Source organism: Chryseobacterium sp. B21-037 (assembly GCF_028570785.1).
Lineage (GTDB): Bacteria > Bacteroidota > Bacteroidia > Flavobacteriales > Weeksellaceae > Chryseobacterium > Chryseobacterium proteolyticum.
On record NZ_JALGCB010000001.1, the window covers coordinates 1,297,884 to 1,319,210 of the forward strand.

Sequence of the window (21,327 nt, forward strand, 5' to 3'; positions counted from 1 at the left end):
TATATCAACAAATATAATAATTTTGATACAAATTGTAACTAATTTTGTTTCGTGGAACGATCGATTGTACATATGGACCTGGATACATTTTTTGTATCCTGTGAGCGTCTTAATAACTCAGAACTTAACGGAATCCCTCTGATCATAGGAGGTGGGGACCGTGGAGTAGTAGCATCATGTTCCTATGAAGCAAGAAAGTTTGGAGTACGCTCTGCCATGCCGATAAGAATGGCACTTAAGCTCTGCCCTGATGCTAAAGTGATCCGTGGAGATCATGAAATGTATTCCAACTTATCCCATCTGGTAACAGAGGTCATTCAAAGTAAGGTTCCGGTAATGGAGAAAGCCAGTATTGATGAATTTTATCTCGACCTGTCCGGAATGGATCAGTTTTTCGGATGCTATCAGTGGACTACAGAAATTGCTGCTGCCGTCACAAAAGAAACGGGGCTTCCCATCAGCTTTGCATTATCCAACAACAAAACCGTCTCAAAAATCGGAAGTGGGGAATCTAAACCCGATGGAAAGCTCGAAATAAAGCCGCAGAATATGCAGGGATTTCTTAACCCTTTATCAATAAGGAAGATTCCGATGGTAGGAAATGCTACTTTTCAGCTCCTTTCAAGAATAGGAATTCGAACCATTCATACATTATCTGAAATGCCTGTTCTGGTATTACAACAGATGATCGGAAAAAACGGGATTGAACTCTGGAAAAAAGCCAATGGAATTGATGAGAATCCGGTCATTCCTTATTCGGAAAGGAAATCAATCTCAACGGAAAGAACTTTTTCGAATGATACCATGGATATGGTTTCTTTAAAAGGGCTGATATCGGGAATGGCTGAGCAGCTGGCTTATCAGCTCCGGAAAGAAAGATGGCTGACTTCAACGGTAACGATTAAGATCCGGTATTCCAATTTTGATACGGAGACCAAACAATGTAAAGTATCTTATACTTCTGCAGATCATACCCTTTCACGGGTTGCCCTGGAATTATTCCAAAAAGCTTACACCAGAAGAATGCGCCTTCGTTTGGTAGGGTTACGCTTCACAGGACTGGTTCATGGAAACCATCAGATGGATCTTTTCGAAGATACCGAAGAGCTGATGAATCTTTATCAGTCGATGGATTACATCAAAAATCGTTTTGGAGCCCAGGCTGTCGGCAGAGCTTCCGGCTTTGATTTAGAAAATAAAAACAGATTATTCTAACGCTATGTTTCTCAATTGTCATTCTTTCCACAGCCTTCGTTATGGCACACTATCCATCAAAGAACTGGTAAAACAAGCTCAGGAATCAGGAGCCCGGGAATTGGTTTTAACGGATATCAATACCATTACCGGAATCTACGAATTTAAAACGTTATGTGACCAATGTGGTATAAAACCCATCGCCGGAGTTGAAATAAGGAAAGAGGGTAGGCTTCTTTATATCGCTATTGCAAAGGAATTCAGCGGGATTGGAGAGATCAACCAAATGATTACGGATTATAACTGCAATGGAAAAAACCTCACGGAAGCCGCTCCGCAATTTGCCAATGTATTTGTGATCTATCCTAAAGAAAATATTCCTGAAACACTTAGAGAAAATGAGTTTATAGGGATCCGGGAGGAAGAATTGACACTTCTTATCCGTACTGAATATCAGAACCTCATCCATAAAATGGTGGTACTGCATCCGATAACATTCGCCACCAGAAAGGATTATAACCTGCACTGTATTCTTCGGGCCATAGATAACAATACACTCCTCAGTAAACTGACTGAAGATGACACCTGCCATAAAACGGAATATTTCAAACGGGAACAAAGTCTCCGTGATGCTTTTTATCAGTATCCAGAAATTATTAAAAATACACAGCATATTCTCAATTCCTGTCATTTTGAGTTTGACTATAAGAGAGTTAAAAATAAATTACATTACACCCGGTCCAAAGAAGGAGATCTTAAAATGCTGACCAGACTGGCCTATTTAGGATTAAAAAAACGCTATGGCTTAGATCATGAAATTGCCAGAGCAAGGGTTGAAAAAGAACTTAAAGTGATTGATGAGCTTAATTTCAGTTCTTATTTCCTGATCGTCTGGGATATCATCAGATACAGCAACAGAATGGGATTTATGCATGTAGGACGGGGAAGTGGAGCCAACAGTATTGTAAGTTTTTGTTTAGAAATTACAGATATCTGCCCGCTGGAACTGGATCTGTATTTTGAACGCTTCCTCAATCTGAATAGGAAGACCCCACCAGACTTTGATATTGACTGGAGCTGGCAGGAAAGGGATGCTATTCTACAGTATATCTTTGATCGCTATGGAAAAGAACATGTAGCATTCTGCGGAACGAATGTTGAATTTAAGTACAAATCGATATTGCGTGAAGTAGGAAAGGTTTTTGGTCTGCCAAAAGAAGAACTGGACGAGCTGACCAGCCAACGGATGGAACTGCATGATAAAAACCTGGTTATAGAGCATGTTCATAAATATGGTAAATTATTAGAAAAATTTCCTAATCAAAGGAGTATGCATGCTTGCGGAATTCTGATTTCGGAAGAGCCTATTACCCATTTTACAGCCCTTGAAATGCCCCCAAAAGGGTTTCCCATTGTCCAGTTCGATATGAATGTTGCTGAAGATATCGGTTTTGAAAAGTTTGATATCCTTTCCCAAAGAGGTTTAGGGACCATTAATGATACCGTTAAGCTGATCAAAAAAACAAGGAATATTGATATAGATATTCGGGATACCTCAATTTCCAAAGATGAAGAAGTGTGTAATGAATATCTGGCTCAGGGGAAAACGATAGGTTGTTTTTATATTGAAAGTCCTGCCATGCGAGGACTCTTGCGAAGGTTGAAATGCGATAACTATAAAATTTTAGTGGCGGCTTCTTCCATTATCAGACCCGGTGTTGCCCAAAGCGGAATGATGCGCGAATACATCTTCCGGCATAACCATCCCGACCAGTTTGAATATTTTCATTCCGTATTTGAAGAACATCTGAAAGAAACTTATGGAATCATGGTGTATCAGGAAGATGTGATCAAAATTTCCCAGTATTTTGGAGGATTAACATTAGCAGATGGAGATATTCTCCGGAGAGCGATGAGCGGGAAAGGCCGCTCCATTGAAAAGCTTCGGGAAGTAAAAGCAAATTTCTTTAAATCCTGTGAAGATAAAGGACATTCGTTGGAACTGACTGCTGAAGCATACCGCCAGATAGAATCGTTTGCTGGTTATTCTTTCTGTAAAGCCCATTCGGCTTCCTATGCGGTAGAAAGTTATCAGAGTTTATATCTGAAAGTATATTACCCTCTAGAGTTTATGGTTTCCGTGATCAATAACATGGGTGGATTTTACCGCACCGAGGTGTACATTCATGAAACCAAAATGTCGGGTGGAATTGTCTGCAACCCTTGCGTGAACACCAGTGATTTTCAAACCACCCTGCACGGAAAAGAAATTTATCTCGGGTTAATGCATTTACAGGGGCTTGAAACCAGGATTGCCCATTTTATCGTTGAGGAAAGAGCCAGAAACGGGAATTATAAATCCCTGGAGGATTTTATCCGAAGAGTCCCTGTCGGACTTGAAACCGCACAAATACTTATTTTCATCGGAGCTTTCCGGTTTACCGGAAAACAGAAAAACGAACTACTGGTGGAAGTAAGGATGCTCCTGGTTAATTTCAAACCGGAAAACAGAGGATTGATGCTGATCGAAGAACCTGTTAAGGAATACAAGCTTCCCCGGCTGAAAAGGGAGACTTTTGAAGATGCTTTTGATGAAATTGAAATTCTGGGGTTTACCGTATCATGCAGTCCTTTTGACTTGCTGAAAACCGGTTACAGAGGTTCCGTTTTTGTGAAAGACCTGCTACAGTACCATAAAAAACAGGTGAAAATGCTGGCCTACCTCATCTCCAGAAAACATGTCCCTACCAAAAAAAGAACGATGTATTTCGGAACCTGGATCGATGTGAACGGCGATTACTTTGATACTGCCCATTTTCCGGACAGTCTTGAAAAGTATGCATTTCAGGGTGGGGGATGCTATCTTCTTTTAGGAACTGTGGAAGTTGATTTTCATTTTCCGACCATTACGGTTACCAAAATGGCCAAAATGCCATTCATTCCTGATCCAAGATATGCATATGACAAAGAAATGCAATACGATATTCATAAACAGATCAGAGAGGACGTCAGTATGACAAACAGGCTTCCTTATCCCCAAGCCCACGAAATCGGACTCCCCAGAAACAAGCTGAAATAAATATTTATTTCTTTTTATAAGGCAGATTCCAGATCAGGTCAGCGGCAAGATAATGGACACCACCTTTATGTATGCTGTGGCTGTCTCTGATCAGGTCATCCATATAACCGATATCTACCGTAAAAGGAGAATTGGGAATATCAAACATATAATAAGCAGCAATACGCATTTCCCGGTATCCAAAAGGAGTCCATTCCTTATCCGGCTCATTAAGATGGCTCACAGAAAATAATCCTTCTACGCTAAGCATCAATTTCTGGCTATTCTCTGATGGCAGGCTATAGGTGATCTGGCTTTTAAGACGGGTCCTTAACTGAAAATCTTCTTCCACATTATGGAAGTCAGGATCAAAAAACTTTCTGAATTCCTGTCGCACGGTATTTTTAAGCTTCCATCTTTCTCCGAGATTAAAAGTATATGCATACCTCCCATAGATCCTGAATTCCTGCTCTATACCTTCTTTTTCATAAGGGGAGACCTCATCATATTGAGGCTGACGACGATAACTGAATGCATAACTGTACTGCTGGTGCGGGGCAAACGAATGATACACCTCATGATTCAATACCAGGATCGCCTGCCTGGAAAACAAATTATTCCGGTCCGGTTCACTTTTACGGCCTACCGCAACATAACTTAAAGTTTGCTTTTTCCCCAATGAATCCAGTCTGCGGCGAACACCAAATGCACCCCAGAATGCTGTATTGGCTTCCCCTAAACCCGGCGGGCTGATCTGGGCTTGTAAAAAGAGACTTCCGAACAGCAATAAGGCTCCGGCAATTTTTTTTAATCTCAACGGTCGTTCCCATAAAACATTCTTCATTATCACAAATTTAAAGGCTTTTTAACTCCACGTATTATTTAAATGACTTTTAAAGTGTCGAAAATCGGGACAAAATCTGGAAAAATTCTGGAATCCATGTTATAATTTTAATTAGTCCACCAGATTAATAGACTAATATGATTTATCTCATATCCCTCCTTGGTTAAGATTTGTGAAGAATTAAATACTTTTGACACAGTAAAAAAAATAAACTTTATTCTCATGAATAAAACTTCATCTCATCCTTATTTATGCACGATGACAGCAACGGTATCCATTCAAGACGAATGGAGTACAGGCAACTGTCTTTCACAACACGATCTTATGTTACAATACATGTGTTTTGATTTTATGATGTGCTACATGATGATGAAGTCATAAGCCACCTTTACTGTAGAAATTAAAACCCAATAATTACAGGTTTTTAAACAGAAGTAATTCCCGTACAATTTAACGACTCTATTATAGCCGTCCCGGAAAAGGAGGGAGGAGGATTATTATTTCTTACCGGAAAAAAACAGTAAGCATCCATCTCATTTTTTAACCTACTTAAATTAATATATAATGAAGAAAAACCAATGTAAAATTGGTGCACTGGCCATGATCTTAATTGCAGAATTTGGCTTTGCACAAAACAGGGACAGCCTTTCCACCAAAGAGCAGTCTATAAAAGAAGTCGTGGTGGTAGCCTTTGGAAAACAGAAAAAAGAAGAAATAACAGGATCCGTACAGTCTTTAAAGACAAAAGATATTGCTAATCTCCAAAACGGAAATGTTTTACAGGGAATCGGGGGTAAAGTAGCAGGGGTACAGGTAGTATCCTCAGGTCAGCCAGGTTCACAGCCTGTCATCAGAATGAGAGGAATAGGTTCGATCAATGCTTCAAGTGATCCATTAATCGTATTGGACGGCATTCCTTATAACGGAAACCTTAACAGCATTCCGGGATCTGACATTGAAAGCATCTCCTTTCTTGAAGATGCTTCTTCCAACGCATTATATGGTTCCAGGGGAGCCAATGGTGTGATCATTGTAAACACCAAAAGGGGTAAATCCAAAGGCCTTCATATAGAAGCAGATATCAGAACAGGGGTTAATTTCAGATCTGTTGAAGATTATTCAGTGTATACTTCACCACAGGATTACTACACCGCTTATTATAACCGGGCAAGGATCGGTGAAATTGCCAGATTAACACAACCCGGAGCGGTTCCTTCCGGTACTAACCCTCATGAAGTTGGAATAACTGCTCTGACCAGCTTGAGATACAATGCCTACAATGTCCCTTTCAGTCAAATGATAGGGCAGGATGGTACCTTTAACAAAAGTGCCCAACTTATCTATCAGGACAACTGGAAAAAACTTCTTTTTAAACCCGGATTAAGAAGAGAAGCCAATGTAGGGATCAGCGCCAATAATGACCAGATAAAATCCTATACCTCCCTGAACTATTTAGATGACAAGGGATATCTTATTTCTTCCGGTTTTGAAAGATTCGGAATACGATCCAATCTGGATTATACTATCACCTCAAAGTTAAAACTGATCAGTAGCCTGTCCTATACTTACAGTCAGCAGAATTTTGGTGAATCGGGAGGATTTTCCAATCCGTTCCAGTTTGCAAGAAATATTGCTCCTTTCTATCCTGTTTTCCTTAGGAATGATAATTACCAGATCATTTATGACAATAATGGAAATCCACTCTATGATTACGGGGATTCCAGTGGTCCAAACGGAGCAGAAAGGTCTTATGCTGTCTATGAAAACCCGGTAGCCAATCTTCAGCAGGATAAATTCCGGACAACAAGCAATCTCACCAACATCAATCTGGGCCTCAATTACGAAATTGTCAAAGGATTGGATTTCACCTATAACTTTGGAGCATATCTGGAAAATCTTAAAGACCTCAGATATGGCAATACCGTCGGAGGAACTTCATCATCTGTCGGGGGAACCATCAATATGGGCTCCACATTCAAGCATACATTAAACCATCAGCAGCTCCTTACTTATCAGAAAAAACTAGACAAACATAGTTTCAATATCCTTATTGGGCATGAACTCAATAAAATAAAAAATGAAGGGTTTTCCGGATCAAAACAACAACTGTTATTACCCAACTCGTTATCTTTTGACAATGCTGTAAAAATAACAGATTTATCGGGGAATGGCTATGAATATGCTGTAGAAGGCTACTTTTCCAGATTACTTTATAACTATGATAATAAGTATTTTTTCAATGCCAATATCCGAAGAGACGGATCGTCTGTATTTTCGCCGGATAGCAGATGGGGTACCTTTTATGGTCTGGGAGCTGCATGGAATGTAGCCAAAGAAGATTTCCTTAAAGATAATAAAGTAATCAGCTCCTTAAGGTTAAAAGCTTCATACGGTCAGCAGGGTAATGATAACATATTACTTAATGACGGAACAAGGGATTATTATGCATACCAGGACATCTATGGCATCAATAACTTTGGAAATGACAAGCCCGTTCTTTCTCTTAAAAAACAGGGAAATAAGGACTTAAAATGGGAAACTTCCAAAAACCTGAATGCAGGTTTTGAAATATCCCTGCTACAAAACAGGATCAGCCTGAATGCAGATTATTTCGAAAGAAAAGTATCCGATATGATCTATACGCTTCCATTACCGCCTTCCAATGCCGGATCCTACATAAAGTACGGTAATATCGGCGATATGATCAACAGGGGAGTCCAGGCCAATCTAAGCGCTGAAATCCTGCACTCCGATCAATTCCAATGGAATGTATATGCGAATGCCACCCATTACAAAAATAAAATCACCAGATTACCGGCCGAACAAAGGAATACAGGCCTTGTTTCCGGACTTTTTATCCTTACGGAAGGAGGCGACAGGTATACTTACTATCTTAAAAAATTTGCAGGTGTAGACCCTTCTAACGGAGATGCTTTATGGTACCGTACAGCATTAAACCCTAATACCCAGAAAGAGGAAACAACTGTTACCCGGAATTATAAGGATGCAACAGATTACAATACGGGTAAATCCGCCATTCCAAAAGTATACGGTGGTTTCGGAACTGATTTTACTTATAAAGGTTTTAACCTGGCTGTCAATTTCTCTTATCAGTTCGGTGGATACGGCTATGATGATATTTACAGGTCTTTATTCCATTCTGATAGCTATGCTTCTAATTATTCTACAGATTTAAGCAAAACATGGACACCGGAAAATCCGGGTGCAGAGCTTCCAAGGGTAGATCTTACCTCTACGAATCAGAATGGAAACTCCACGCTTTATCTTATAAAATCGGATTATATCAGTCTTCAGGATGTTACATTATCCTATCAGCTTCCGGACGGATTTCCGCAGCAGGCAGGTTTATCGGGGCTGAAAATTTACGTTACAGGAAACAACCTTTATCTATGGTCTAAAAGAAAAGGTTATGATCCGAGAGCTTCATTAACCGGCGTATCCGATCCATACCGGTACTCTTTAATATCCAGTGTTTCCCTAGGTTTTAAATTAACATTTTAAGAAAATATGAAAACAATACAATACTTTATAGCAGCCCTGTCAATAAGCGTTATGATGACAAGCTGTACCAATGATCTGAATACAGATCCGGATGGAGATATCTCCGGTGAACAGTTGAATAATGATCAGTCAGCACCTGAAAAAATACTGGGTGGAATGTACCTTGATCTCCGCAGTAACGGAGCCGGAGGAACAACTTTACATTCGGATTTTGGAATTATGGCGATAAAAGCAGGATCAGATCTGATGTCTAATGACGTTATCCAGGCTAAAAATCAGCATTTGGGAATGTTTTACAATTATGATGCAACGAATGCCAATAATTCTGCATCCGAATTTGTATGGACTACATTTTATGCGAGAATCTTTATCATCAATAAACTTCTGGATGGTCTGCAGAAAAATGGTAACGATAATAATAAAGCCATTAAAGGACAACTTCTCGCCCTCAGAGCTTACTCCTATTTTTATCTGGTGCGGTTTTACGCCAACGATTACAAAGGACATCAATCGGAGCCGGGAGTTCCTTTGGTCTTAACAAGCAGCAATCCAAACCAGGGACTTCCCAGAGCAATTATATCAGATGTATATAAACAGATTGCCAGTGATATTGAAGAATCTATTATACTTCTGGATAGCTATGCCCGCCCATCCAGAGCCCAGATAGACCAAAGAACGGCAAAAGCTATAGCGTCAGAAGTTTATTTACAGACAGGAGATTACATAAAAGCAGCAAAATATGCTGAAGAAAGCAAGCAGGGAATAGCACTGATGACCGAAAATGAGTATACGACAACCGGGTTTTCCAATATCAATAATCCGGAAGTATTGTGGGGTTTCCACAATACGACCTCCACAATGAGTATTGGAAATTATTATGCTTCTTTCTTCTCTATGTTTGATAATACCAATAAAGGATATGCCGGTGCTGCCGGTATCTATAAGCTTATCGACAAAAGGTTGTATGAAGCTATTCCAGAAACGGATTATCGCAAAAAAGTATTCAACGGAGCACAAAGCACTGCCTATACTTTTAATGGAGAAACAAGAAACTATCCTGCATATGTGAGCTGGAAATTTAAAGACCCTACTTTTTTTGAAGGTGATTATATCTATATCAGGGCTTCATCATTATATTACATACAGGCTGAAGCACTGGCCAGACAGGGAAGGGAAGCAGAAGCCAGACAGGTATTGTATGAAATCACTTCGAAAAGAAATAGTGCCTACACGTTATCTACCAAAACCGGAAATGAGCTGATCAATGAAATTATCCTGCAAAAAAGGATAGAATTATGGGGTGAAGGTTATGACTGGTTTGACATGAAAAGACTGAATGTTCCTCTGGAAAGAATATATCCGGGAACCAACCATACGTTTGGCAGATTCAATCTTTCACCCGATAAATTCAGATTCCAGATTCCTAATAAAGAGATCAATAACAATCCACAGATCAAACAAAACGATTAGCAACACACATTCATTCGTATCAACAAATTATTAGCAATTTGTAGCCGGAGTATTTTCACTCCGGCTTTTTTGTATATTACGTCTATGGCAATTCAACTTATAGCCTCGCATTAGCACACATTTTGTTATGATAGATGCTCAGTATTACCATAATGAAATTAATTGATCTCTGGTCAATTCAAAATTAATTTGAAATTGGTGTACTTATTTTATCCTGATTAATTTTTAAAATATGAAATTCCTAACTTATCTGGAGGCCAATAAAAAACTTCTATTTAAAGCAATACTTATGAGTTTAGTGGTGCTGTTTATTCTGTTGAGCCTTTTTGTTACTTTTATTTCTCCCGAATATCTGGACCTCCATATTTCCAGAGAAATACAGGAGAATCAAACCAGGAATCTTGACGCATTAATGATAGGTATCAGCTGGTTGGGAAGAACCCCGGTATCAGTGGTTATGGTTTTCCTTACTGCCCTTGTACTGGTTTTATTACGGTATAGAAAAGAAGCCGTATTTATTGTATCCACATTGTTATCAGGACTTGTAGGCTTAATCCTTAAAATCATCATCAACAGACCGCGTCCTTCCCAGGATCTGGTCGTTCTTTTAGAAAAAACCCAATACCAGAGTTTTCCAAGCGGACACGTTTTATTTTATACCACTTTTTTCGGAGCGCTGATTCTAATTTTCCTTCATATGAAGACCATAAAATATACCGTGCGTATATTCCTTGTTGCCACATGTCTGCTGATGATATTTGCAGGAGCTTTTTCCCGTATTTATCTGGGAGCACATTGGTTTACAGATGTTTTAGGCGGATTTATTGTAGGGATTCTCTGTCTCTTTGCTTTGGGATCCGTCTATGTGAAAAATATAAGAACTGCACCATAAAGTTGCTGAATAGTAAAGTGATATAATGGCGAAAAGGCAAAATTGCATAAAACCGGCTTCTCAAAAAACAAAATTTACAATTCAATAAATCTGCAATTTTACCTTCCAGCTTTATTCGATTCCGGCTTTTCGCTTTTTCGCGATGTAACAATACTTCAAAATGGTATCTTTTTTGCGACCATATCCGTATGAGTTGTTTTATTTCTGCTTATTGAAACTCAGTCCAATAGCAAAACACTCTGAATATTCGTTACACTTTAATTCTTAACATTATGCTTAATTATAACTTAGCTAATCAGGAAATAGCCATCCGCCTGCTTGTTGCTGCTGTATTCGGTGGTCTTGTCGGTTGGGACAGACAAAGGAAAGAAGGGGTGGCAGGTTTAAGAACCCATATGTTGGTTTGTGTAGGTTCTTCTTTAATTATGATTGTTTCTGCCTTTGGCTTTAATGATATTATGGGAAAACCTTCTATTGTGCTCGACCCTTCAAGGATTGCTGCTCAGGTCATCAGTGGAATAGGCTTTTTGGGAGCCGGTACCATTCTTTTTCTCAGACCACAAATTATAATCGGACTTACTACAGCGGCTGGATTGTGGGCTGTTGCAGGTATCGGATTAGCCGTTGGGGGTGGCTTGTATTTTCCAGCCTTCATTGCCACGGTGATCATCCTTGTTATTCTGGCTCTTTTAAAACCATTTGAAAGAAAGCTTTTTAAAAGTACAAAAGGTAAAACCATGACCTTGTTCTATAATTCCGGACTGATCAGCCTTGCTCAGATTGAAAGTATATTCACTAAATATGAGTTGGTTACAAGTGAAATATTCATACACAGCAGTAAGGACAGCTCATCCGATGAACTAAAGGTTACCTTTGATTACAATTCCCCTCCATCTCAAATACTTTCAGCATTAGATGAGTTTAAAACGATTGAAGGGATAACTGAGATTAATTCTCATATCTAATAAATCTTTCTTTAAATTCTTTTTCAACTTTAAGAATTATACAGCAAAATGATCCGCTTCATTTATGCAGATTTATGCATTAAGCAAGATTAATATTGCGATATAATGCAAATTTGCATATTTTCGCAAAACAAATAATTACATTAATGGTCTCTGAAACGGTAAAGAAAGCAAAAATAGCTACCCAGCTTATATTTTTAGTTTGTGGATTGGGAATTGCGAGTTGGGCACCTATGGTTCCCTTTGCTAAAGACAGGCTTAGATTAGATGAAGCCGATTTAGGCTTACTGTTGCTTTTGCTGGGAGGAGGAGCCTTGTTGATGATGCCGTTATCAGGACTCCTGATCAATAAAATAGGGAGCCGGAAAATTATAGCTGTAAGCGTTTTGTTGAGTGCATTACTTCTTCCTTTTCTATTGATTGTATCGGATGTTTATATTATGGGAGCCGTTCTTTTCGCATTCGGGTGCAGCATAGGAACGATTGATGTAGCTATGAATGCTCATGGAGTACAGGTGCAGAATCAATATGGAAAACCTATTATGTCATCCCTACACGGACTCTTTAGTGTTGGCGGGCTTTTCGGTTCTTTAGGACTGGGTTTTCTTATGAAGCTGGGATTAAATCCGATTTATGCGGCAGTAAGTATATCCGTTTTGCTTATTTTCCTTTTGATCATTCAATTCAGATATTTATTTGATCGTGAAACGGAAAGAAAAAGCATTATCCAGTTTTCCCATGTGGATCCTGAAAGTAAAACGACTTCCCGTTTTCAATGGATGGATTCGAGAGTTTTAATTCTGGGGATCATGTGCTTTATGGTTTTTCTCTCCGAAGGAGCTATGTTGGATTGGAGTGCCGTATTTCTAAGAGATGATAAAGGCGTAGAGTCTGAATTTTCAGGGATAGGATATGCTGCTTTTTCTGTAGCCATGGCTGTTATGAGATTATCGGGGGACTCCCTTATCAGCAAATTAAACAGCAGGATAGTGGTCATAGGCGGAAGTATTATTGCTGCAGCGGGAGTAATTATTTTAACGTTTAGTCCATGGGTACCGCTATCTCTTTTTGGCTTTATATTACTCGGATTGGGAGCTGCCAATATCGTTCCTGTATTTTTCAGTGAAGGCGGGAGGATTTCAGGAATTTCTTCCACGGTTGCCATTCCTGCAATTACGACAATAGGTTATGCCGGATCACTGGCAGGTCCTGCTTTACTAGGCTTTATTGCGCATCATTTTTCTTTGACTGCTGCATTTGAAATTATAGCTTTGCTATTTGTTGTGGTCGCCATCATATATAAATTCAGAAATACTTCGTCATCATGTTAAAAGAAGAACGTTTTGAGGTCATCCTGACCCAGCTAAAGAAAAAAAAGAAAGTTATGTTTGAGAGCCTTGCCTCAGATCTTAATGTTTCTGAAGACACGGTACGAAGAGATATAGAGCAGCTTCACCGCAATGGTCTTTTATCCAAGGTTCGTGGAGGTGCTATTTTAAGAGAGAAAGATCCGCTATCTTTTCATGACAGGCAGTCTTTTTTGGCCGAGGAGAAAAATGTAATTGCTTTAAAAGCTCAGCAATTCATTAAGGATGGGATGACCCTCTTTTTAGATGGGGGAACAACCCTCTGTGCAGTTGCGAATTATATGCCGGCAACTATCAATATCCGGGTTATAACGAACAACACCTCGCTTATTCCTATACTTAGTAAATTCAAAAGGGTAGAACTGATTCTGTTGGGAGGAATTTATGATAATGATTTAGCCGTTACTACAGGAAATGCAACCTGTCATGAAGCGTCCCGGTTTATTGCAGATCTTTTCATCATGGGAACCTGTGCAATAGATGCAGATTTTGGTGCATCAGCAACTTCTATGACTGATGCGGAAACCAAAAGAACCATGATCAGATCATCAAAAAAAACAATTGCACTCGCCAATCAAAATAAACTCCGACGGACAGAACCCCTTAAAATCTGTGATATTTCAGATCTTGATGTATTAATTACAGATCTATCTGCCGATCATGATGAACTGGAATCTTTCCGGAGGTTAAATGTTCAGATTGTGTAGAGAACAGTATTATAAACTGTACGATTGAATGTTAAAAATCAATCTAAAAGCTTATGTTACCGTCATTCTTTTTCTAGGACAAACGGCTTTTTCTTTTCAGCCGATTCTCTATAATTAAAAAATACATAATATTATAAGTAAGATAAGTCATATTTATCATGATAACAAAATCAACCTGCTCAATAGCAGGTTGATTTTGTTATCAATATTCCGGAGCACACTTCTCTCTATTTTATCCATCCAAAATAAATCGAAATGGGCATCATCGCCAATGTAAATGGTATTATAACGGCAAAAGCATAACCCAAATTGAGAATCAGGCAATTGAATTTATTGGGGTTACCACCAAGAGAACGGAATGCACTTTGGAAGCCATGGGCCAAATGCCAGGCAAGGGATGAACATCCAATCAGGTATATAACCACTTCAACAGGATTCGTGAATTTATCAATCATCATTTGGTACAAGGGAAGTTCTTCGCCCGACTGAAACTGATGAATTCGATTAGGAATCCAAAAATTTCGGGTGTGAATAACCAGGAATAACAAAAGCAATGTCCCTAATAAAGTCATGCTTTTACTATACCATGTAACTCCTGACAGCCTTTTTTCTATTGCATAACCAACCGGCCTGGCTTTTTTATTCTTATACCACAGCATATATCCCTGGGCAATATGAATAATAAATCCAATAACCAGAAATACCTCAATCGTCCTGATTATAGGATTGGTAGCCATAAAATGGGCTCCGATTCCAAATGTTTCCCCATGATCATTATAAAAAATAAGCGCATTAACCGAAGCATGTACAATAAGAAAGCTGATTAGAAATAAACCGCTTAATGCCATTACAACTTTTCTTCCTATGGAAGTTGTGATCAGGGTATTTTTCTGATAGTTCATAGCTGCTTTTCTGAGATAATGTAAGATCTTCCGGATAATCAACGCCTGTTTTCGGGCTTTGCAATCCATTCAGAATATTTGATCACTCCTACATAAGCAGGATGTTCCGGAACCAGTGTCTTTTCTTCCAGTATAGCTCCTGAATAAGGTGCAGCCGTATCTGTTTCAACCTGAATATCTTTTCCGGTTGATACAATATATTGCTTTATCCAGTCATCCAGTCTTATTTGATCCGGACCTCCTATTTCAATCATTTCATTGACGGGTTTTTCAACTGCGATTTTACTCATAAATGCAGCGACTTCAGCACTTGCCATAGGCTGAACAAATGCATCTGAAAGCCATACTTTTCCGTCTGATGTTCCTATCGTTGCAATCCCTCCCGCAAATTCAAAAAATTGTGTGGCATGAACAATGGTAAATGGTATTCCAGACTCTCTGATCATATCTTCCTGAGTTTGCTTAGCCCTAAAATATCCACTCTCTTGCAATTTATCTGTTCCTACTACTGATAGCGCAACATAATGCTGCAGTCCGGCTTTCTTTGTCGCGGACAACAAATTATGGGTGGAAGTTTTGAAAAAGGTCATCACATCATCATCTGCGAATGATGGTGAATTCGATACATCAATCACTACATGAGCTTCTTTAAGGGCCTCATCAAGACCTTCTCCGGTAATTGTATTAACGCCGGAACTTGGTGAAGCAGAGATAACTTCATGTTCATTTTTAAGAATATTTGTTAGCTGACTTCCTATAAGTCCGCTACCTCCGATGATTACAATTTTCATTTTTTTTGTTTTGATTATTAATACAACAAAACTGGAAATAAAAAAGCTATATCTGCTTAAACTGGTTTAAGAAAATGCTAACCATTCAGATTTCTACAAAATGGGATTCATAATCTCAGCAGAATAAAATAATAAAAAACCTCATTTTAAAAATTAAAAATGAGGCTTATCAAATTTGTAAAATGTCCTTCTCCAGAAGTGAAATGCAGATTGAGAAACTTTATTTTTTTTCCGGAACTAAAAATGGTTTCCCTTTATCTCCGACAAAAAAGGCAAGAAGCCTGGCTGGCTTATCTTTACTCATATTTCTCGTTCCTGAATGTAGTCCGTCTGGTTTTTCATAAAAGGCATCGCCGGCTTTATAATGATATACTTTACCATCAAAGGTAGATTCCAGTTCACCCTCTAAAACGTAACCAAAAGTAGGAATAGGATGCCGGTGTGGCGCAGAGACTTCACCCGGAGAAAAATTAACGATAACCATTTTTACTTCCTGCTCTTTAAGCCCGGAAGTTTCTATGAATTGTTTGAAGATAACACGTGGTGGGATTTCAGATGCTGAATCCCCGGAATGTTGTGCTTTTGCATTCATCACAAAAGCAAAACAAAAGGCAATAGGAATGATTGCTGATTTTTTCATTGTATCCAGTTTTTTCTTTGATTATTACTAAAGCAAAACTGAAAATAAAAAAGCCATATAAGCTTAAACTGGTTTAAGAAATATTACTTTAAAATTCATTCTGTTCCCAACAAAAAACCACTGCAATACAGTGGTTTTCTATTATAAAAAATATAATTTCTATGATTCAGTAAATGGATCAGCTTTTAAGCTTACCTTTCAACGGGTGCTCGCCCTGCCATCCGGCACTGGCATCATTACCCACATAATGAATTGATAAATCTGCAGCGGCTTTGGAATTGGAAAAACAAATCGAACGATCCGAGCTGTTCTCCAGTTTCTCAATATACCAGAACGCTTCATTTTCCAGAGCTTTCAGTTTAGAGTTTGTTTTATAGACCAGTAGATCAGCTGAGCTTTCAACATCAGTTTCATAAACTACAAGATCATTTTTAGATTGAAAATTTTTAATACTAATACTTGGCATGTGTTCGGTGTTTTGGAGTTATTATATTTCGGTATTGAATCAATTCCGTAGGCCTAAAGGTAGTAAATTATAATTTAATGGATCACAATGCTTTATATCTCCTTCCATTAAACCATTTCTTTAACCTTCTGTTTAGATTTTCTGAATTCGGTTAAACTGATCTTGTGGCGCTTTTTGAAAAACTTATTGAGGTGGCTTTCATCCGCAAAACCAAACTCGCTTACGATTTCATTGATCCGCATATCACTGAACATCAGTCTGTGCTCAATCAATCGCATTTTGTAGTTATAGATATAGTTCTGAATAGTTTCTCCACATTGATTCTTAAAATAGCTTCCCAAATAAGTTTCAGATAATCCAAATTTCTGACTGATCACAGAAGCCTTCAGCTGTTGTGGGTCATAGATATGGGTCTGAATGTGACCGATGATCGATAACATTCTTTTGTCTGCATTCACCGTTGCATTGACGGGCCTCATCTTAGAAATATTTCTTGCTGCAATCACAATTAATGCGTTTACATAATGAAGTGTGAGATCCTCCTGATAAAGATCACTATGCTTCATATTGTGCAGAAGTGAATCTACGATTGATTTTACCAGGAATTCATCCGGCTTGTTTTTCAAAACACAGCCTGACAGATGTGAAGCATGATACAATAAGCATTCAATACAGTTTATGCTTTTCCAATTGTATTCTCTTACATAATTCTCACTGAATTTAACAAATAAAAATTCTGAGATCTCAGAAATCTCAAAATAATGCTGGTCATTAGGAGTGAGCATGATCAGGCTACCTTTGTTGTAGGTAACTTTATTATCATTGATTTCTAAAAATCCTGATCCGGAGATAACATAGACCATCTGAAAAAAAGAAAACTGCAGATTCCTTACGGGGCACTTTTCTGTTTTACAGTACTCTACATCTACCAATCGGTCTATATTTTCTTTATTCATCCTGCAAAATTACTCAATTATCATTAAAATATACTGATTTATTAAAAAAAATCTGTCCAATTTTGTGGAATAATTTTAAGACTCATCATGAAACGATCGATTTATATTTTGGCTCTGGGAGCTTTTGGAATCATTACTACAGAATTTGGGGTAATTGGAATTCTACCCAACATCAGCAGGGAATTTAATGTATCTATAGATACAGCCGGTTGGCTGTTAAGTGCTTTTGCACTTACTGTGGCTGTTTCATCTCCTTTTATCACTGCATTTACCACTAAGATCAACCGTAAGCTTTTATTATGTATGGTGCTTGGTGTATTTGTATTATCAAATCTTCTTTCTTCTATTTCAACCAGTTTTACCATGTTGATGGTAGCACGGGTTCTACCTGCGTTTTTGCATCCGCTGTTCTGGAATATTTCAATGGCAATTGCATTTAAACAGGGTGGTGCTAAAGCCGTTTCTGTGGTAATGGCAGGACTTAGTTTGGCTACCGTTTTAGGAGTTCCGCTTACCACCTATGCAGCGGATTTCTTTAATAACTGGCAAGCCTCTTTTTATATGGGAAGTTTTGTGAGCCTGATTGCGTTTTTAGGATTATTATTCTTTGTTCCGTCCATGCCCGCAAGTAAAGATAAAACATCACAAAATCAATTATACGTATTAAAAAGTCCACAACTTTGGGTCAATCTGATCTCGACTATTCTTACATTGGCAGCTATGTTTTCAAGCTATACCTATCTGGCGGCTTATCTGGAAAAAATTACGCGGATGAATGGAGCAGAAATAAGTGTAATGCTTCTTTTATTCGGAAGTATGGGAATTCTGGGGAACTGGCTTATGGGGATTGCACTAAACAGAAATTTACTTGTTACCGTACGATTGTTTTTTGTGTCTCTGATTGCCGTTCAGATATTAGCCTATTACTTCGGGGGAATTTTTGTGGCGATGGTTCTGATTCTTTCCCTTTGGGGAATGATACACACCGGAGGCTTCCTGGTTCCTAATATCCGTACCACCCAGGCAGTCCCTCACAGCGCCCTTGAATTTGTCAACAGCCTGCTGACTTCCTGCTACAATATCGGGATATCATTAGGAGCTCTTGTGGGTGGTTTAATTATTGCAAAATATGGAATTCATCAAATTGTCTGGATCAGCATTGCATTATTGGGAGTTACACTCGCCATCAGCTTTATTACTTTTCCGAAAAAAATAGAAATAGAATCAGAAGCTGAGGAAAAAGAAGAAATAACAATTTCTCCTGCAGTTTGCGAATAAATCATATTTGACTAAATAATAAATTTTTTCTCCTCATCTCAATACAGTTTTTATTCTGAATATTCTGCAGAAAAAGATTGTATTGAGATTATTTCTTCTTGGGTTATGATCAATCGTGACCATTTTATTTTTAATTTAGTATTACTTTTTAAATATAGCTTTAATACCAACATCCATTTATTATGCCTCCCGAAATGTATCATCAGGAATTTGATGTCCCGGAACAATTACAGGATACTATAAAATGTTTCTGGTACAACAGGAGGGATTCAACAGAAGCTCAATCCGTCTTTGAAGTAACTCCTGATGGCTATGCTGAAATTATTTTTTATTTCAGTGGCGAATGCAGCGTTGCTCAAAACGGAATTCTTCATCCGTTACCTTCGCCATTTATGATGGGGCTGCTCAATCAGCCTGTTCATTTCCATATGGCCAACCGGCTGGAGATTATCGCGGTAAGATGTTTCCCATGGACGGTTTTCGATTTGCTGGAACTTCCTTCCGGTAAAGTAGGGGTACATACTTTTGAACACCCAATAGCACAGCTTCATTCCACATTGGATGCATTGATTCAGCAAGGTAGAAAAGAAGAAGCTATAGATCAGCTAAAACAATATTTCCTTAAACTGCGTTCACATGTTTCTACCGACAGCATGTTATTCAAAGCAGGAGTTGCCATGACAAAGGCCAAAGGTACTTTACCCGTCAGCCAGGTCGCTGAAGCGGCTCATGCAACAGTAAGAACTTTAGAAAGAAAATTTAAAGAATCATCCGGTCACACCGTTAAGGATGTATCGGGTCTGATGCGTTTTGAGCAGGCCAGAAATCATTTATGGCTGCATCCTGATGTTAATCTAGCCGGGTTGGCTGTTGATTTTGGATATACGGACCAATCCCATTTAAGCAGAGAGTTTAAACGGTATACCGGTATTACTCCTGCTGCGTTCGCTAAAAAAGCTAAAAAAGGACAACGATTGGTAAGCAATGATTTTGTCGCATTTGTACAATCCTAAGCTTACTGCATTTCTGACATTTGTATGGAAATTAACATACAAATTAAAAGACATGCAATATTTATTAAAAGACAAAAAAGTAGCGATCATCGGTGGCGGACCTGTAGGTTTAACTATGGCCAGACTACTTCAGCAAAAAGAAGTCAATGTAGCCGTTTATGAAAGAGACTTTGACGCCCAAACCAGAATATGGGGTGGGACGCTCGATCTTCATAAAGGTTCAGGACAGGAGGCCATTAAAAAGGCCGGACTGCTTGAAAACTACTATACAACCGCAATTCCCATGGGAATTATATTTGCCGATCAACAAGGCAATACTTTACATACCAGAAAGCCAACTCCGGAAAACCGGTATGATAATCCTGAAATCAACAGAAATCAGCTAAGAAATATCCTGCTGGAAAGCTTAGCTCCAGATACCGTTATCTGGAACAGAAAGCTGACCAATCTCACAGAACATAATGGCAAATGGTTGCTACAATTCGAAAACCAGCCCGATGCAACAGCTGATCTAGTGATTGTTGCCAACGGAGGAATGTCAAAAGTTAGAAACTATGTCACCGATGCCGAAATCGAAGAAACCGGTAGCTTTATTATCCAGGGTGATGTTCCGCAGCCTGAGATCAATTCTCCTCAAATGTACGGGCTGTGTGATGGAAGCAGGCTCATGACTTCAAACCAAGGAAGCTTATTCGTTGCCAATCCTTATAACAATGGTTCGCTGACTTATGGTTTAATTATACAAAAACCTCAAGAATGGGATCAGGGCCATGCTTTGGACTTTCAGGATAAAGAAAGTGTAATTCAGTTTCTTTCCGAAAGATTACCGGATTGGGGCAAACCTTATCAGGAAGTATTTCAGGCAACTTCCTTCTTCGTTGGATTACCAACCCGAAAATTACCATTAAAACAGTGGAAAGATAGCAGACCGCTTCCCATAACTTTGATCGGTGATGCAGCCCATCTGATGCCTCCTTTTGCCGGACAGGGTGTAAACATTGGCCTGGTAGATGCCCTTACCTTATCTGAAAATCTTACTGAAGGTAGTTTTGAAACTGTAGAAGCAGCTATAAAAGATTATGAACAGAAAATGATAAAGTATGCAGCTGAAGCCCAACAGGAATCCGCCGTTAACGAGGCAGAAATGCGCGATCCCGATTTTTCTTTCCTACAGCTTTTTGAATAACAATAACCTACTGCATAAAGAGATATAGCCTGGGTTGACGCAACTCAGGTTATATCTTTATAAAAATAAATTTAAT

Annotated in this window: 17 protein-coding genes; 11 read left to right on the plus strand and 6 right to left on the minus strand. The window is 38.7% G+C overall.

From position 1 onward, the window contains the following. The first annotated feature begins 51 nt into the window (after window positions 1-51). Window positions 52-1,215, plus strand: a complete 1,164-nt coding sequence (gene dinB, locus MTQ00_RS05625; RefSeq protein WP_172282651.1) for a DNA polymerase IV — start codon at window positions 52-54, stop codon at window positions 1,213-1,215. Window positions 1,216-1,219: 4 nt separating this feature from the next. Continuing rightward, on the plus strand, window positions 1,220-4,273 hold the full coding sequence (locus MTQ00_RS05630) for a DNA polymerase III subunit alpha (protein WP_273648058.1): 3,054 nt from the start codon (window positions 1,220-1,222) through the stop codon (window positions 4,271-4,273). Between the two features lie 4 nt (window positions 4,274-4,277). Here the strand turns inward: MTQ00_RS05630 and MTQ00_RS05635 are convergent, their stop codons facing one another. After that, on the minus strand, window positions 4,278-5,096 hold the full coding sequence (locus MTQ00_RS05635; RefSeq protein ID WP_273648059.1) for a DUF2490 domain-containing protein: 819 nt from the start codon (window positions 5,094-5,096) through the stop codon (window positions 4,278-4,280). 564 nt (window positions 5,097-5,660) lie between these two features. On the opposite strand from MTQ00_RS05635, the gene MTQ00_RS05640 reads away from it, so the two are divergent. The 6 genes from MTQ00_RS05640 (at window position 5,661) to MTQ00_RS05665 (ending at window position 14,019) form a co-directional block, all read left to right on the plus strand. After that, window positions 5,661-8,618, plus strand: coding sequence for a SusC/RagA family TonB-linked outer membrane protein (locus MTQ00_RS05640; protein ID WP_273648060.1), 2,958 nt, complete (start codon window positions 5,661-5,663; stop codon window positions 8,616-8,618). Between the two features lie 6 nt (window positions 8,619-8,624). Next, window positions 8,625-10,088: a RagB/SusD family nutrient uptake outer membrane protein gene (locus MTQ00_RS05645; RefSeq protein WP_273648061.1), complete on the plus strand. Its 1,464-nt coding sequence runs from the start codon at window positions 8,625-8,627 to the stop codon at window positions 10,086-10,088. Window positions 10,089-10,320: 232 nt separating this feature from the next. Next, complete coding sequence (locus tag MTQ00_RS05650; protein WP_273648062.1) at window positions 10,321-10,980, plus strand: phosphatase PAP2 family protein; 660 nt, start codon at window positions 10,321-10,323, stop codon at window positions 10,978-10,980. 272 nt (window positions 10,981-11,252) lie between these two features. Next, window positions 11,253-11,945: an MgtC/SapB family protein gene (locus MTQ00_RS05655; RefSeq protein WP_172282632.1), complete on the plus strand. Its 693-nt coding sequence runs from the start codon at window positions 11,253-11,255 to the stop codon at window positions 11,943-11,945. A gap of 146 nt (window positions 11,946-12,091) precedes the next feature. Next, window positions 12,092-13,276, plus strand: a complete 1,185-nt coding sequence (locus MTQ00_RS05660; protein ID WP_172282630.1) for an MFS transporter — start codon at window positions 12,092-12,094, stop codon at window positions 13,274-13,276. Beyond that, complete coding sequence (locus tag MTQ00_RS05665) at window positions 13,270-14,019, plus strand: DeoR/GlpR family DNA-binding transcription regulator (RefSeq protein ID WP_273648063.1); 750 nt, start codon at window positions 13,270-13,272, stop codon at window positions 14,017-14,019. Before MTQ00_RS05660 ends, MTQ00_RS05665 begins: the two co-directional genes overlap by 7 nt. Before the next feature lie 227 nt (window positions 14,020-14,246). On the opposite strand, the gene MTQ00_RS05670 is transcribed toward MTQ00_RS05665, so the two are convergent. The 5 genes from MTQ00_RS05670 to MTQ00_RS05690 form a co-directional block, all read right to left on the minus strand. Next, on the minus strand, window positions 14,247-14,990 hold the full coding sequence (locus MTQ00_RS05670; RefSeq protein WP_273648064.1) for a succinate dehydrogenase cytochrome b subunit: 744 nt from the start codon (window positions 14,988-14,990) through the stop codon (window positions 14,247-14,249). Further along, window positions 14,960-15,712, minus strand: coding sequence for an SDR family oxidoreductase (locus MTQ00_RS05675; RefSeq protein WP_273648065.1), 753 nt, complete (start codon window positions 15,710-15,712; stop codon window positions 14,960-14,962). The genes MTQ00_RS05670 and MTQ00_RS05675 overlap by 31 nt, the downstream gene beginning before the upstream one ends. 220 nt (window positions 15,713-15,932) lie before the next feature. After that, window positions 15,933-16,352, minus strand: coding sequence for a cupin domain-containing protein (locus MTQ00_RS05680; RefSeq protein ID WP_273648066.1), 420 nt, complete (start codon window positions 16,350-16,352; stop codon window positions 15,933-15,935). Window positions 16,353-16,530: 178 nt separating this feature from the next. Continuing rightward, window positions 16,531-16,818: a DUF6150 family protein gene (locus MTQ00_RS05685; protein WP_172282622.1), complete on the minus strand. Its 288-nt coding sequence runs from the start codon at window positions 16,816-16,818 to the stop codon at window positions 16,531-16,533. A gap of 107 nt (window positions 16,819-16,925) precedes the next feature. Further along, window positions 16,926-17,774 carry an AraC family transcriptional regulator gene (locus MTQ00_RS05690; protein ID WP_172282620.1) on the minus strand — a complete coding sequence of 283 codons (849 nt, stop codon included), beginning with the start codon at window positions 17,772-17,774 and terminating at the stop codon, window positions 16,926-16,928. Window positions 17,775-17,861: 87 nt separating this feature from the next. Here MTQ00_RS05690 and MTQ00_RS05695 point away from each other — a divergent pair, with 87 nt between their 5' ends. The 3 genes from MTQ00_RS05695 to MTQ00_RS05705 all read left to right on the plus strand — a co-directional run bounded on the left by MTQ00_RS05695 (window position 17,862) and on the right by MTQ00_RS05705 (window position 21,251). Next, complete coding sequence (locus MTQ00_RS05695; RefSeq protein WP_273648067.1) at window positions 17,862-19,052, plus strand: MFS transporter; 1,191 nt, start codon at window positions 17,862-17,864, stop codon at window positions 19,050-19,052. Window positions 19,053-19,234: 182 nt separating this feature from the next. Continuing rightward, window positions 19,235-20,065: an AraC family transcriptional regulator gene (locus MTQ00_RS05700; protein ID WP_273648068.1), complete on the plus strand. Its 831-nt coding sequence runs from the start codon at window positions 19,235-19,237 to the stop codon at window positions 20,063-20,065. Window positions 20,066-20,117: 52 nt separating this feature from the next. Then, a complete protein-coding gene (locus MTQ00_RS05705; RefSeq protein ID WP_373428007.1) occupies window positions 20,118-21,251 on the plus strand; it encodes an FAD-dependent oxidoreductase in 1,134 nt (377 codons plus the stop codon). Window positions 21,252-21,327: the final 76 nt, after the last annotated feature.

Coding starts and splice junctions, on each gene's coding strand:
- MTQ00_RS05630 (WP_273648058.1), top strand. CDS start 1,220: ATGTTTCTCAATTGTCATTCTTTCCACAGCCTTCGTTATGGCACACTA.
- MTQ00_RS05635 (WP_273648059.1), bottom strand. CDS start 5,096: ATGAAGAATGTTTTATGGGAACGACCGTTGAGATTAAAAAAAATTGCC.
- MTQ00_RS05640 (WP_273648060.1), top strand. CDS start 5,661: ATGAAGAAAAACCAATGTAAAATTGGTGCACTGGCCATGATCTTAATT.
- MTQ00_RS05645 (WP_273648061.1), top strand. CDS start 8,625: ATGAAAACAATACAATACTTTATAGCAGCCCTGTCAATAAGCGTTATG.
- MTQ00_RS05650 (WP_273648062.1), top strand. CDS start 10,321: ATGAAATTCCTAACTTATCTGGAGGCCAATAAAAAACTTCTATTTAAA.
- MTQ00_RS05655 (WP_172282632.1), top strand. CDS start 11,253: ATGCTTAATTATAACTTAGCTAATCAGGAAATAGCCATCCGCCTGCTT.
- MTQ00_RS05660 (WP_172282630.1), top strand. CDS start 12,092: ATGGTCTCTGAAACGGTAAAGAAAGCAAAAATAGCTACCCAGCTTATA.
- MTQ00_RS05665 (WP_273648063.1), top strand. CDS start 13,270: ATGTTAAAAGAAGAACGTTTTGAGGTCATCCTGACCCAGCTAAAGAAA.
- MTQ00_RS05670 (WP_273648064.1), bottom strand. CDS start 14,990: ATGGATTGCAAAGCCCGAAAACAGGCGTTGATTATCCGGAAGATCTTA.
- MTQ00_RS05675 (WP_273648065.1), bottom strand. CDS start 15,712: ATGAAAATTGTAATCATCGGAGGTAGCGGACTTATAGGAAGTCAGCTA.
- MTQ00_RS05680 (WP_273648066.1), bottom strand. CDS start 16,352: ATGAAAAAATCAGCAATCATTCCTATTGCCTTTTGTTTTGCTTTTGTG.
- MTQ00_RS05685 (WP_172282622.1), bottom strand. CDS start 16,818: ATGCCAAGTATTAGTATTAAAAATTTTCAATCTAAAAATGATCTTGTA.
- MTQ00_RS05690 (WP_172282620.1), bottom strand. CDS start 17,774: ATGAATAAAGAAAATATAGACCGATTGGTAGATGTAGAGTACTGTAAA.
- MTQ00_RS05695 (WP_273648067.1), top strand. CDS start 17,862: ATGAAACGATCGATTTATATTTTGGCTCTGGGAGCTTTTGGAATCATT.
- MTQ00_RS05700 (WP_273648068.1), top strand. CDS start 19,235: ATGCCTCCCGAAATGTATCATCAGGAATTTGATGTCCCGGAACAATTA.
- MTQ00_RS05705 (WP_373428007.1), top strand. CDS start 20,118: ATGCAATATTTATTAAAAGACAAAAAAGTAGCGATCATCGGTGGCGGA.